At 70.4% G+C, this 12,731-nt stretch carries 11 protein-coding genes; 6 read left to right on the top strand and 5 right to left on the bottom strand.

The window, feature by feature from the left end; translation table 11 throughout:
• Positions 1-8: 8 nt before the first annotated feature.
• From ACFYWS_RS29245 to ACFYWS_RS29235, 3 genes are all read left to right on the top strand, one after another.
• Complete coding sequence (locus tag ACFYWS_RS29245; protein WP_389281369.1) at positions 9-2,828, top strand: glycoside hydrolase family 3 C-terminal domain-containing protein; 2,820 nt, start codon at positions 9-11, stop codon at positions 2,826-2,828.
• Positions 2,829-2,900: 72 nt separating this feature from the next.
• On the top strand, positions 2,901-3,605 hold the full coding sequence (locus tag ACFYWS_RS29240) for a DUF2470 domain-containing protein (RefSeq protein ID WP_389281367.1): 705 nt from the start codon (positions 2,901-2,903) through the stop codon (positions 3,603-3,605).
• An 11-nt stretch (positions 3,606-3,616) separates the two neighbouring features.
• Complete coding sequence (locus ACFYWS_RS29235; protein ID WP_389281366.1) at positions 3,617-4,450, top strand: siderophore-interacting protein; 834 nt, start codon at positions 3,617-3,619, stop codon at positions 4,448-4,450.
• On the opposite strand, the gene ACFYWS_RS29230 is transcribed toward ACFYWS_RS29235, so the two are convergent.
• The gene (locus ACFYWS_RS29230) at positions 4,422-6,200 is read right to left on the bottom strand and encodes a glycosyltransferase family 2 protein (RefSeq protein WP_389281364.1); all 1,779 of its coding nucleotides are present in this window, start codon (positions 6,198-6,200) and stop codon (positions 4,422-4,424) included. The genes ACFYWS_RS29235 and ACFYWS_RS29230 overlap by 29 nt on opposite strands.
• 176 nt (positions 6,201-6,376) lie before the next feature.
• Here ACFYWS_RS29230 and ACFYWS_RS29225 point away from each other — a divergent pair, with 176 nt between their 5' ends.
• Positions 6,377-7,282 (top strand): FkbM family methyltransferase, encoded by a 906-nt coding sequence (locus ACFYWS_RS29225; RefSeq protein ID WP_389281362.1) that lies wholly within the window; start codon positions 6,377-6,379, stop codon positions 7,280-7,282.
• A 6-nt stretch (positions 7,283-7,288) separates the two neighbouring features.
• Here the strand turns inward: ACFYWS_RS29225 and ACFYWS_RS29220 are convergent, their stop codons facing one another.
• The 3 genes from ACFYWS_RS29220 to ACFYWS_RS29210 form a co-directional block, all read right to left on the bottom strand.
• A complete protein-coding gene (locus ACFYWS_RS29220) occupies positions 7,289-8,563 on the bottom strand; it encodes an MFS transporter (protein WP_389281360.1) in 1,275 nt (424 codons plus the stop codon).
• Between the two features lie 173 nt (positions 8,564-8,736).
• Positions 8,737-9,450 (bottom strand): choice-of-anchor D domain-containing protein, encoded by a 714-nt coding sequence (locus ACFYWS_RS29215; protein ID WP_389281359.1) that lies wholly within the window; start codon positions 9,448-9,450, stop codon positions 8,737-8,739.
• Positions 9,451-9,645: 195 nt separating this feature from the next.
• Positions 9,646-10,494 (bottom strand): oxidoreductase, encoded by an 849-nt coding sequence (locus ACFYWS_RS29210; RefSeq protein ID WP_389281357.1) that lies wholly within the window; start codon positions 10,492-10,494, stop codon positions 9,646-9,648.
• Positions 10,495-10,561: 67 nt separating this feature from the next.
• Here ACFYWS_RS29210 and ACFYWS_RS29205 point away from each other — a divergent pair, with 67 nt between their 5' ends.
• Complete coding sequence (locus ACFYWS_RS29205) at positions 10,562-11,227, top strand: DNA-binding response regulator (RefSeq protein WP_389281572.1); 666 nt, start codon at positions 10,562-10,564, stop codon at positions 11,225-11,227.
• A gap of 136 nt (positions 11,228-11,363) precedes the next feature.
• Here ACFYWS_RS29205 and ACFYWS_RS29200 read toward each other — a convergent pair whose 3' ends face one another.
• Complete coding sequence (locus tag ACFYWS_RS29200; RefSeq protein ID WP_389281355.1) at positions 11,364-12,221, bottom strand: hypothetical protein; 858 nt, start codon at positions 12,219-12,221, stop codon at positions 11,364-11,366.
• A 308-nt stretch (positions 12,222-12,529) separates the two neighbouring features.
• Here ACFYWS_RS29200 and tgmA point away from each other — a divergent pair, with 308 nt between their 5' ends.
• A complete protein-coding gene (tgmA, locus tag ACFYWS_RS29195) occupies positions 12,530-12,721 on the top strand; it encodes a putative ATP-grasp-modified RiPP (RefSeq protein WP_266715696.1) in 192 nt (63 codons plus the stop codon).
• Positions 12,722-12,731 lie beyond the last annotated feature (10 nt).

Below are 12,731 nucleotides of genomic sequence, written 5' to 3'. Positions count from 1 at the left end.
ACGCGAACGTGACCGAAAGAACTCCACTCCCCTCCGGCTCGACCGTCCCCGACGGCAAGCGCGTCGACGAGCTGCTCGACCAGCTCTCGCTCGACGAACGCGTCGCGCTCCTGCACCAGTTCACGCCCGGCTCCCCGCGCCTCGGCCTTGCCGCGTTCCGCACCGGGCAGGAGGCGCTGCACGGCGTCGCGTGGATGGGGGAGGCCACCGTCTTCCCGCAGGCGGTCGGCCTCGGCGCCACCTGGAACGACGCGCTGCTGCACCGGATCGGCGGGGCCGTCTCCGCCGAGGTCCGCGGCATGCGGCGGCGCGACGACCGGGTCGGCCTGAACGTCTGGGCGCCCGTCGTGAACCTGCTGCGCAACCCGCTGTGGGGCAGGAACGAGGAGGGCTACGCCGAGGACCCCCACCTCACCGCCGCCATCGCCACGGCGTACACCCGCGGCCTGCGCGGCGACCACCCCGCCTACTGGCGCACGGCCCCCGTCCTCAAGCACTGGCTCGCCCACAACAACGAGACGGACCGGGACACCTCCAACGCCTCGGTACGCCCACGGGTGCTGCACGAGTACGACCTCCGGGCGTTCAAGCGGCCCGTGGAGGCGGGCGCCGTGGCCGGTGTCATGCCCGCCTACAACCTCGTCAACGGCCGCCCCAACCACGTATCGCCGTACCTGCGCGAACAGTTGCGGACCTGGACCGGCCAGGAACTCCTCGTCTGCTCCGACGCGGGCGCGCCCAGCAACCTCGTCGACTCCGAGCGCCACTTCGCCACCCACGAGGAAGCCGTCGCCGCCGCCCTGCGCGCCGGCGTCGACAGCTTCACCGACCACGGCACCGACTCCTCGGTGATCGTCGGGCGGCTGCGGCGCGCGTACGACCAGGGGCTGATCCCCGAGGCTGACATCGACGCGGCCGTGCGCAGACAGCTCGAAGTGCGGGCCCGGCTCGGCGAGTTCGCCGACGCCGACCCTTTCGCCGAGGTCCACGACTTCGACACCGACACCCATCGCGCGCTCGCCCAGGAGGCCGCTGAGCAGGCGATCGTGCTGCTCAAGAACGACGGCCTGCTGCCGCTCGAAGGACACACCCGGATCGCCGTCGTCGGCCTGCTCGCCGACGAGTGCAAGACGGACTGGTACAGCGGCACCCTCATCCGCCGCTCGACACCCCTCGACGGGCTGCGGGAACGCTTCGGCGCCCAGCGCGTCACGTACGCGGAGGGGGTGGACCGGGTGCGGCTGCGGTGCGCCGAGGGGTGGGTGTGTGTTCCCGAGGACTCGGGCGCGGTGGACGACCGGGAGGCGATCGCCCTCGACCCCGCGCTGATCGCCGGTCGGACCGACCTGCCCCCGCTCCACGTCTCGCCGTCCGCAGAAGGCACCGAACTCGCCCTCGTCGACTGGGGAGCCGGCGTCCTCACGCTCCGCGCGCCCGACGGCCGCTACCTCTCGGTCGCCGCCGACGGCCACGTCCGGGCCTCCGCCGAGCGGCCGGGCGGCTGGGTCGTCCAGGAGACGTACACGCTCGAACCGCACGGGAACGGTCACCTCCTGAAGCACGCCGGGACGGGTCGGTACGTGTCGGTCGCCGCCGGCGGCCTGAAGGTTGCCGACCGGGGCACGGTTTTCGAGATCGACGTCGTGGAGCGCGGCGCCGACGCCGTGGCCAGGGCCGCCGCCGACGCGGACGTGGTGCTGGTCTTCGCGGGCAACGACCCGCACATCAACGGCCGCGAGACCGAGGACCGCACGACCCTCGAACTCCCGCCGCACCAGGATGAGTTGTGGCGCACCGCCCGCGCCGCCAACCCGCGCACGGTCCTCGCCCTGGTCTCCTCGTACCCGTACGCCGTTCCCGACGCGCACGCCGAACTGCCCGCCCTTCTGTGGACCGCGCACGGCGGCCAGGCCGCGGGCCGCGCGCTCGCCCGCGTCCTCGCCGGGGACATCAGCCCTGCGGGCCGGCTCCCGCAGACTTGGTACGCCGCCGACACCGATCTGCCCGGCCTGCTGGACTACGACATCATCGGCTCGCGCCAGACGTACCTCTACTTCGAGGGCGCCCCGCTCTACCCGTTCGGACACGGCCTGTCCTACGCGCGGTTCACCTACGACGCGCTGTTCGTGGCCCGCCCGGACGACACGTCGGTGGAGGTCACCTTCACCGTCACGAACACGGGCCCGCGCACGGCCGACGAGGTGCCGCAGCTGTATCTGCGCGCGGTGGACGCCGCCGTGCCGACCCCGCGCCGCCAGCTCGCCGGACACCGCCGTGTCACCCTCGACGCGGGGGCCTCGGAGCGGATCACCTTCCGCGTTCCGGTCGCCGATTTCGGCCACTGGGACGTCGCGCGCGGCCGCTGGAGCGTCGCCACCGGACCGTACGAACTGCTCGTCGGCGCCTCCAGCGCGGACATCCGCCTCACCGAAACCCTGCATGTCGACGGCGAAGGGCCCGCGCCCCGCCCCGTCCTCGCCGACGGCCTGGACGCGGCGACGTACGACGAACAGCGCGGCGGCACCGAGATCGTCGACCGCACGCGGACACACGGCGACGCCGTCACCGGCGAGGGTGAACTCCTCTACAGGGACTGCGACTTCGGTGCGGATGGTGTCTCGGTCGTGCGCCTGGACGTCGCGGGCGCGGGGGTCGTGGACATCCCCGACGGCTGCCGCGTCGAGGTGCCCGCGACCGGCGGACCGTACGACTACGTCACCGTCGACGCCCCTTTCGCCGCCACCGGAGTGCGTGATCTGCGCGTCCGGCTGGGCGGTGGTGTGCGGCTGGCGCGCATCACCTTCGCCGCGCGGGGGACCGGTGGGTGAGGGCGTGGGGGCGGGGGTGACACCACATCCCAGACGTGAGTAAGGTGAGCCTTACCTAAGTTTGGAGTGGAGATGGTCAACCCAGTGGCGCACCAGGAACTCACCCCCGCCGAGCGGGCGCGGACGATCCTCGCCGCGGCCGACACCTTGACCCTGACCCTGACCACCACCGGGTCCCGGCTGCGGCTCGACTGCGTGGGGCTCTACGCCGTGGACGCCGCGTCCCGGCTCATCCTGCTCGACCCCGCCGACCCACGGCTGACCGAGGCGCTCGCCACGGCGCCGCACTCAGGACTCGCCGCGTACGCGGAGTTCACCGACGTGGCCCCCGTCGTCGTACGCGACCGGGTGCGGGCCCGCCTCGCCTTCAGCGGACGCCTCGGGGGCGCGGGCCCCGACACCCTGGTGTTCCGTCCGGCGCGTGCCGCCTTCGCCGAGGACGACTCGGTGCGCGTCCTGGACGTCACGGAACTCGCCGCGGCGGCGCCCGACCCGCTGGCCGGGGTCGAGGCGGAACTGCTCTCGCACCTGGATACGGGCCACGCGGACCTGCTCGTCCAACTCGCCGAAACCGTCGGCGGGTCGGACCTGTCCGACGTGGCGGACATCCGGCCCGTACGCCTCGACCGCAGGGGCCTCGTCCTGCGCCTCGAACGCGTCGCCGAGGAGTACGACGACGTCCGCATCACCTTCCACACCCACGCGATCGGCCCCCACGAAGTGGGCCACCGCATCCAGGAACTCCTCGACGTCGCGGCCGCCCGCGCCCACCGCTGAACGGAGGCGCCATGCAGCGCGGCAACATCACCGCCACCCGCGTCAAGCCCGAGTCGGCGCGGCCCCTGCGCCTGCACGTCCTGCGGAGCGTTCGCCTCTCACCGCACTTCGCCCGCGTCACCCTCGGCGGCGACGACCTCGCGCACTTCCGGCCGATGGGCTACGACCAGTGGTTCCGCCTCTTCCTCCCGTCAGGGCCCGACGCGGACGCCTCGCTCGGCCGGGTCCCGGACCGCCTGACCACGGTCAGCTATCTGAGACTCCTCGGCGGCCCCAAGGAAACCCGCCCCGTCCTGCGCAACTACACGGTCCGCGCCCATCGCGCCGAAGGCCCCCAAGGCCCGGAACTGGACGTCGACTTCGTGCTCCACGGCCACGGCGACGAGTCCGCGGCAGGTCCCGCCGCCACCTGGGCGCGAAACTGCGGGCCCGGCGACCCGGTCGTCCTCGTCGACGAGGGCACCGGCTTCAACCTGCCCGATGACACCCGCCAAGTCGCCCTCGCCGCCGACGAGTCGGGCCTGCCCGCACTCGCCGGCGTCCTCGCCTCGCTGCCCTCCGACACCACGGGCTGGGCCGTCGCGGAAGTGCCGACCTCCGAGGACCGCCAGAAACTCACGGCGCCGCCCGGCGTCGAGGTCGTGTGGGTCGACCGGGGAGACACGGCCCCGCCGGTGCCCGGCGCGGCCGCCCTGGCCCGAGCCGCCCAACTGCCGCTCCCCGGTGGCCCGTTGTACGGATGGGCAGTGGGGGAGTCGGGGCTCGCCACCGGGCTGCGTAGGCACTGGGTGGCTCAGGGCGTACCGAAGGACCGCATCATGTTCTGCGGCTACTGGAAACACTGAGCGCCTGCGTCTGCGCCTCCTTGGCGCGTTGCAGCTCCTCCAGAGCCGCCGAGATCGGAGCGGGTCCTCGGCCGGATGCGGTGAGGCGCCGGTACCGGTCGCGCAGCGCCATGTACGCGGCGGCCGGGAGTGCGCGGCGCAGCACGGGGGCCGCGACCTTCGTGACACCGTGCAGCGGGTGGTGGTGGGGCGCGGTCCCGTGCCGCCCGGGCGCGGTGGGCTTCTCCTCGGCGCCCGGCACGGAGAGTTTCACCCCGGGCAGGCGCGGCGAGCTGAGCCAGCCGCCCACGTTCAGGCGCAGGCACACGTGCCACGAGCCGGGTGCCAGCGGTCCGGATATGTCGTCGACGCCGGCGGGGTCGATGGCGCACTCCGTCGTCCAGTGCATCTCCCACAGGTCGGGGTCCGCCGCGTGCTGCGTGGGCTGCCACGTGGAGGTCCCGGTGGTCACCACGAGCTCGGTACCGCCCGCCTTGTGGTGCACGAGGCCCTGTGCCTTGGCGTGCGTGAGCGGCCGGGTGAAGTCGAGCGCGTCGTCGAGCCCCGGTAGACCGTCGAGGGCGGCGGGGGGCTGCCACGTCCACCGCACCCGCCGTTTGCCGGACGGCGTCTCGTGCACTGTGCGGCGGAACAGCAGCGGGGTGCTCTCGCCCGTCTCCGGGTCGGTCCGCACCAGCGACGTGCGCGTGCGGACGTGGAGCACGCCGTCCCGCCGGACCGCCTCCTCGACCTCCGGGCGGTGCCCCACCTCGCTCTCGAACCGGGTGTAGGCGTGGATGCCCTCGTGGTCGCCGGCCCGGCACAGGTGGGAGAGCACGCGCAGCCGCTCCGGCAGATGGCGGTCGACGTCGGCGGGCAGTTCGGCGGCGAGCCCGATGACCTCCTGCCGCCAGGCCGCGCGCCGCTCCTCGTCCTGACCGAGGAAACCCTTCCCGGTGAGCCGTTTCAGCGCCTTGCTGCCGTACCAATTGGCGGTGAACCGGTGCCGCAGCTCGTCGTCGGACACACGGGTGTCGGGGGCGTGCAGCAGGGCGATGATGCGCCGCACCGAGCCGATATAGGGGGCGGGCTCGATGGGCGTGTAGCTGATGTTGTGCTTGCCGTTGCGGTGCCGCACCCAGTGGTAGGTCGTGTAGTCCGGCACGGCGCTGACCTGCTTGGCCAGCAGATAGGCACGCAGCGTGAACAGATGGTCCTCAAGCCGTACGGGGCCCTCCTCGAAGCGCAGCGCGTGGTCGAGGAGGAACTGCCGGCGGAACAGCTTGTGGACGGTCATGCTGCCCAGCAGGACCGGGTTCTCGCGCAGCGACCCCCGCTCCAGCGGCCTCGCGAAGGGGGCCCGCGGGGCGCCGCGTCCGTGTCCCGCCATGCGCCCGATCACGATGTCGGCGTCGGTGTCCTTGGCGCGCGCGTAGAGCCGCTCCAGCGCCTGCGGGGCCAGCCAGTCGTCATCGTCGACGAAGTGCACGTACTCGCCCCGCGCGCGGGCGACGCCGGTGTTGCGGGGACGTCCGGGCCAGCCCGAGTTGGTCATCGGGATGACGCGCATATTGTCCTCGCCGGCCAATTCCCTTTCCAGGAATGCGACCGTGTCGTCCGTGGATCCGTCGTCGACGTAGAGGACTTCGAAGTCCGTACGGGGCATGGACTGTTTCCGCAGTGCGGTGAGGCCCGCCATGACGTCTTCGCCGGTGTTGTGGGTCGGTATGACGACCGTGACTTTTACGAGGGGCACAGAGGTGAGGGGCATAGAGGTGTCAATCCGTTCGCCCGGAACAGTTCCGAGGAGAGGGCTCGTGACCTGGCTGCACTCCCATGGTCACCCCGCGGTGTGAATTTCGCACGAAATGCGGATGATCACCGCTTCGAGTGACCTGGGGTCGGGCCGTACCAGGGTTCCGGGCCATGTCTGCGACGGTGTCGGCCATGGCTTCTCTGTACCGGACACTGCTGAACGGCCTCGCTCGGACCGGGGCCCAGGTGATCGACCTCGCTCCTGGAGCGACGGTCCTCGTGCACCGACGGAATGGAAAGTGGACCAGTACCGACTTCGGCGGCGGCGTCCATCTCGTCGTGGACCAGGGGAAGTCGGACATGCCGGAGCGGGACTTCCAGAAGGCGGCGTCCGACTATCTCTGCAGCCGCCACGTCGCCGAGATGCTCGACTACTACGGAGTGAACTGCGTATTCGACGTGGGTGCCAACGTCGGACAGTACGGAAAGCGTCTCAGGCAGTTCGGATACAAAGGCCGCATTGTATCGTTCGAACCCGTTCCGCGCTTCCTGGAGAAACTGCAGAAGCGGGCGGAGGGCGACCCCGACTGGCACATCTTCCCGTGCGGTCTTGGCCGTACGGACGAGCTCCGCCCCATGCACGTCGAGTGGAACACCATGAACTCGCTGCTGTCCCCGAGCGACTACGGGAACGCGGCGTACAAGCGGTTCACGAAGGGCCAGACGGAGGAGATCCAGGTCTGCCGCCTCGACGGCCTCATGGACCAGGCCCTCGCCGGCATCCGGGACCCCCGCCCCTACCTCAAGATGGACACGCAGGGCTATGACCTGGAGGTCTTCGCCGGGGCGGGGAAGCGCGTCGACGATCTCGTGGGCCTGCAGTCGGAGGTCGCGCTCCTGCGGCTCTACGCGGACAGCCCGCGCATGGAAGAGGCCCTCGCCGAGTACGAGGGCAGCGGGTTCGAGGTCACCGGCATGTACCCGGTGACCCGCGAGAAGCACACCGGCCGGGTGATCGAGTTCGACTGCGTGATGATGCGCACGGGCGCGGCCCCGGTGCCGGACCCGGAGGAGCGGCAGAGCGCGGCCGCGGGCTGAGCGCTCTCAGCGGTCGAGCTCCCGGTGCGCGCTCTCCGGGAGCCGCAGATACACCACCGAGGACACGAGGCACAGCACGGCGACGTACCACGGGAAGAAGCCACTGTGCCCGAGGTCCTTGAACAGCGTGCCCATGTACGGCGCCGTGCCGCCGAACAGCGCCACCGTCAGCGAGTAGGGGAACCCGATCCCGGCCGCCCGCACCCGCGCCGGGAACACCTCCGCGTTGACCGCCGCCGAGATCGAGGTGAAGCCGGTGAGCAGCACCATGCCGGCGCACTGCGCGAACAGCAGCGAGGCGAACGAACCCGTCAGCGAGTGCAGCAACGGCACGCTCAGCAGCGCGAATCCGAGCCCGAAGAACAACAGCAACGGCTTGCGGCCGAAGCGGTCGGAGAGCATCCCGCCGACCGGCTGCAGCAGCGCGAAGAACGCCAGCGAGATCGTCCCCGCGGTCAGCGCCTGTGACTTGTCGATGTCCGTGTTCAGCTCCGCGTACGTCGGCAGGTACGAGGTCCACGTGTAGTACGCGAGCGTGCCGCCGGCCGTGATGCCGCAGATCAGCAGCGACTGGCGCGGGTACTGGCGCAGCGCGTCGAAGAGCCCCGGCCGCTCGTGCACCTCGCTCCGCGTCTCCTGCGCCCCCTGCCGGATCCAGAACCCGACAAGGCTGAGCACCGCCCCCGCGAGGAACGGCACCCGCCACCCCCAGCCGTCCATCTGCCCCTCGGCGAGCGTGGCGACGAGCATCGCGGCGACACCGGACGCGATCAACTGCCCGATGGACGTGGACACATACTGGAACGACGAGAAGAGTCCGCGCCGCCCCGGCCCCGCCGACTCCACGAGAAACGTCGTCGACGCCGCGAACTCCCCGCCCACGGACAGCCCTTGGAGCAGCCGGGCGAGCACCAGAACGACGGGCGCGAGCACCCCCACGGACGCGTAGGTAGGCGTGAGCCCGACCAGCAGGCTGCTCCCGCCCATCAGCAGAATCGTCACCGTCAACGCGGCCCGCCGCCCGCGCCGGTCGGCGACGGCCCCCATCAACAACCCGCCCACGGGCCGCATGAAGAAGCCGACCGCGAACACCGCGAAGGTGGAGAGCAGCGGAACGAGCGAGTTGTCGGCACTCTTCGGAAAGACCTGGTCGGCGATGTACGTCGCCAGGAAGGTGTACGCGTACCAGTCGTACCACTCGACGGCGTTGCCGACGGAGGCGGCGAGGAGTTGGCGGAGGGGGTGTGCGGGTGGGGCCGCGGTCTTGATCGTGTCTGTCATGATCCTGACGCTAACCTCGAAAAGCCCCAGCTCACACGCGGTTTGACGGAGTCGAGACATTCGACGCGGCCGGCAAGCAACGCAAGGTCCAGCACACCTGCTGGTGGTGCCGGACCGCTGCCGGCCGGCGTCTCGTCGGCTCCGCGGGCCCTCGTGACGACACGGACACACCGTCAGGAGTGGTGGTTCCTGCGTCGAGTGTGGCCGAGTCGGGTGAGTACCGCGCCGAACCCGACGAGGATCGCTGCGCCCAGTCCGAGAAGAACTCCTGTCCGTGTCTTGTCGGATCCGGTCTCGGCCAGGTGAGGGGGCTCCCCTGTTGAGGTCGTCTGTGAGGGTTCCGGGGTTGCGGTGGGGCCCGGGGTGCTGCTCCCCGAGGGGCTGGGGCTCGCGGTGGCAGTGTCGGACGGTGACGGTGACGGTGTCGGGTCGGCGGGGGTGTCGCCACTGACCTGGCTCGACACCGGGTAGGTGACTCCGTCCTCGTCCGCGGTCAACGAGACGGTACCGGCGAAGTGGCCCTCTGTTGTCGGCGTCCAGGTCAGCTCGATCGTGCAGGACTCCCCAGGGAGCAGCGCGGCATCGAGATCGCAGGTTCCCCCGGTCCGGGTTACGCCGGGGGGCAGGGTGAGGGGGATGCCGTCGAAGCCGTCCACCGCGGTGCCGTTGTTCGTCAGGGTGAGAGTCGTGGTCCCGCTTTCGCCGACCTCGACGGTCCCGAAGTCCCCGCCTGTGAGTGTCACGTCGCCGGGGGAGCGGCTGATCGCGCCCGCTTGAGTCGTGTGGGTCTGATCGAGGGCTTGTGCCGCGGTGGGCGTCGTGATCGCCATGGCGCAGCCGATGAGGACGGGGGTGACGAGGCGCATTCTGTGGCGGTGCGGGGACATCCAGATCTCCCAAAGGTGGGGTGGTGTGTCCCGTAAGTCTCATAAGGCATCTAAAAGGAATGGCACATTACACTACAAGTGGGCGATTCGGCTCTGCTGGATAGGGCGAACGCGTCGATGAGTCGGGTGGGCGAGGGCCGGGCAGTTCGGGCTCCGAGGCGGCGTTTCGCGAACTCTTCAAGCGAAGCCGACCCGTTAGCCTCGCAGGTCAGTCAGGTCCGCGTCACTGAGGCTGAGATCGTTTGCCGCGAGGTTCTCCTCCAGATGCTCCAGAGAGCCGGTGCCCGGAATCGCCAGCACCGTCGGCGAGGTCGCCAGCAGCGAGGCGATCGCGACCTGCGCCGTGGTCGCGCCCAGGCGTGCCGCGACCTTGCCGAGCCGTTCGGCGTCGAGCGGGCCGCTGCCGACTCCGCCGCCGAGCGGGAAGTACGGCACAAACGCGATGCCCGCTTCCTCGCTTTCCGCCAGCAGGGCCGAGTCACCGCTGTGCTGGTTCTGGACCGCCGCGACAGGCGCGATCGCCCGGGCCTCGGCGAGCTGAGCGCGGTCGACGTTACTGACGCCCAGGTGTCGGATCAGCCCCTGCGCGCGGAGGTCGGCCAGGACCGCGAACCGTTCGGCGATCGACTCGTCACCCGGCCCGGTCACCCCGCCGACCCGCAGATAGACCAGGTCGAGCCGGTCGAGACCCAGAGAGCGCAGATCCGCCTCGACCAGGCCGCGCAGCTGATCAGCCGTCGCCTGCCCGCTCGGCACACCGTTCGGTCCGGGCAAAGGCCCCACCTTCGTCGCGATCACCAGGTCGTCACGGTAGGGGGCCAACGCCGTACGGATCAGCTCGTTGGCCCACACCGCGTCCCTGCCGTAGAAGCCGGCCGTGTCGATGTGGTTCACGCCCAGCTCCACAGCCCGGCGGAGCACCGCGATGCCCGTCTCGGGATCTCGCGCGGGACCGGCGAAGGTGCCCATCGCCAGGCGCATCGCGCCGAAGCCGAGCCGGTTGATCGTCAGCTCTCCGCCGAGGGAGAAAGTCTTGGTCGTCATGACGGTCATGGTGTCCGCCGCCACGAAGCCCAGCGAGCTCGTGGCAGCTTGCTGCCAGACTGGCGGGATGCGGAACGAAGAGGTGTTCTCAGTGCGAGGAGACGCGGAGTTGATCGCGCGCGCAGGTCATCTCTTCGAGTCCGCGCGGACCGAGTTCCTGTGCGCCGCACGGGACCTCAAGACATGGTCGAAACCGGGCACCAGGGCCGCGGTCCGGAATCGGATGCGCGCTGCGCATCCCGCCGGCTTCACCCCTCGGAAGCTGCTCAGCCCTGTGGCACTCGCCGACGAGGAGGCCCGCGCGCATCTGCGGCTGGTGCGCAGCAAGGGCGCTCTCGTGCGGATCAGCCGTTCGCCGCTGCCGCACGAGACGATCCTCATCGACCGGCGGGTGATGATCCTTGCCGGCCAGGAGACCCCCACTGGCCGCGAGTACACCGTGACGAACTCCCAGATCCTGGTCGACGGAGTTCACTCGCTGTTCCGGGCGACCTGGGACGCCGCCGTCGATCTCGAGACCTATCTGCGCAGCGACGTCCCGCACCTCGATGCCGACGGTCGCATGATTCTCAAAGCCCTCGCTTCAGGCCTCACCGACGCATCGGCGGCCAAACGGCTCGGCCTCTCACTGCGCACCTACCGGCGACGTGTGGCCGAGCTGATGGCCGAGCTCGAGGCCGACTCCCGCTTCCAGGCCGGGCTGCGTGCGGGCGAGTTGGGGTTGCCCCGCTAGTCCTGACAGGCCCTAGAACCAGCTGTGCGACCTTGGCCTCGGGGAGGTCGATGGGCGGATGCGGACAGGGACGGGTGGGGCCGCGGTCTTGATCGTGTCTGTCATGATCCTGACGCCAACCGCGAGAAGCGCCTGTTCACGAACGGTTTGCCGCAGCCACTCGCGCGTAGGCGATCACAGCCGTCGTCACCAGGCACGGAGCCGGCGGAACCATCTCGACGCGCAGGGTGCCCCGCGTCGCGTCGTAGTCGATGCCCTCGGACTCGAACGTGCCCTTGCAGACGCTGCGTTGCGGGATCGTGAAGGCGGTGGTCACGTTGCCGGTGACCGGTTTGCCGTCCAGGGGGCGGGCGAGGGTGATGTCGAGGACCTCCTTGGTCGCGGCGTCGGACGAGCAGAGCAGATGGGTGGCGTCGGTGAAGTCGCAGCCCTGGATGTTCGTGACCGGCTTGTCGAGCGATATCTGGCCGGCCTGGGGGAGGTTGGCGCCGGGGCCGGGCGCGGCGGCGTTGAGGACCGGCGTGGGGAAGACCTGGAGGTGCTCCCGCGTGCCCCATTCGCCGGACACCAGCCACTGCTCGTCGGGTGACACGGACGCGAACGAGTTGTTGAGCAATTCGCCCGGGTCGAGGGCGTGTTCGTAGGTGGTGCGCTTCCCGGCCGGGGTGGTCACCGCGAACATCTTCTTCGTCGCGCTGTCGCGGCCCTGGTACGCGTCGAAGGTGTGGCCGCCCGCCACGTCCGGGTCGCCCACGTGCGTCCAGCCCGCGACGCGCAGGGGCAGCGGGACCGAGCCGAGGCCGCGGAACAGGAGCGTCCCGTCCGCGCGGGACGCCAGGCCCTGGCTGCCCGTCAGTGAGTTCACGTGCGCGGTGCCGGTCTCGGTCCATGTGGGCGCGGCGGACGCCGTGGTCGTGCCGAGCGTCAGGGCGCCCAGGGCGGCGGCGAGGGTCAGTGCGGAGCGTCTTTTGTGCCGCTTCTTGTGCCGGGTCATGAAGGTCACCCTGCCCCATGGCCGGGGCGCGCAGGGGGTGTTCGGACAGGGTGGCGGATTGTCGCCGTACGTCCGCGCTCGGAGATGTAAAGGGTTGTAAAGGCGCCGTATAGGTGGAGTGACCACAAAGCCCCCTGCAATGCCCGGTCATTACCTGGCTGACGTTGTGTCATCACGCAGCGTGTCGGAATGAACTCCCCGGGGGTGTGACGCGTCTTACCCAAAATGAGACCGAGAAATACGCTGGAGGTATGACGCCGGAGAGTCACCATGCGCTTGACTTGGCGCACCCCCAACTAGGAGAGCTCATGCGACCGTTCGCACTGAACTATGCCCGCCCCACGCGAGAGGCAGAGGTCAGGGCGCCGTATATGTACGACGCGACACTGCAGTTGAACGTACTGGCCGACGGCGCAGTGGCGGCGCGCGACTACGCAGTGTTGCGGGAGTTCGCGGCCACCACCTCCACCGCGGGTTCGAAAACCCATTTCGACGACTGAACGGCCCTGC

The organism is Streptomyces sp. NPDC002795 (assembly GCF_042888725.1).
GTDB lineage: Bacteria > Actinomycetota > Actinomycetes > Streptomycetales > Streptomycetaceae > Streptomyces.
Note: the sequence above shows the minus strand (reverse complement) of the source record. Positions and strands in the feature narration are given on the sequence as shown.

Bases quoted from the DNA above. Each gene is read 5' to 3' on its own strand.
- ACFYWS_RS29240 (WP_389281367.1), top strand. From the start codon at position 2,901: ATGGTCAACCCAGTGGCGCACCAGGAACTCACCCCCGCCGAGCGGGCG.
- ACFYWS_RS29235 (WP_389281366.1), top strand. From the start codon at position 3,617: ATGCAGCGCGGCAACATCACCGCCACCCGCGTCAAGCCCGAGTCGGCG.
- ACFYWS_RS29230 (WP_389281364.1), bottom strand. From the start codon at position 6,200: ATGCCCCTCACCTCTGTGCCCCTCGTAAAAGTCACGGTCGTCATACCG.
- ACFYWS_RS29225 (WP_389281362.1), top strand. From the start codon at position 6,377: ATGGCTTCTCTGTACCGGACACTGCTGAACGGCCTCGCTCGGACCGGG.
- ACFYWS_RS29220 (WP_389281360.1), bottom strand. From the start codon at position 8,563: ATGACAGACACGATCAAGACCGCGGCCCCACCCGCACACCCCCTCCGC.
- ACFYWS_RS29215 (WP_389281359.1), bottom strand. From the start codon at position 9,450: ATGTCCCCGCACCGCCACAGAATGCGCCTCGTCACCCCCGTCCTCATC.
- ACFYWS_RS29210 (WP_389281357.1), bottom strand. From the start codon at position 10,494: ATGACGACCAAGACTTTCTCCCTCGGCGGAGAGCTGACGATCAACCGG.
- ACFYWS_RS29205 (WP_389281572.1), top strand. From the start codon at position 10,562: ATGCGGAACGAAGAGGTGTTCTCAGTGCGAGGAGACGCGGAGTTGATC.
- ACFYWS_RS29200 (WP_389281355.1), bottom strand. From the start codon at position 12,221: ATGACCCGGCACAAGAAGCGGCACAAAAGACGCTCCGCACTGACCCTC.
- tgmA (WP_266715696.1), top strand. From the start codon at position 12,530: ATGCGACCGTTCGCACTGAACTATGCCCGCCCCACGCGAGAGGCAGAG.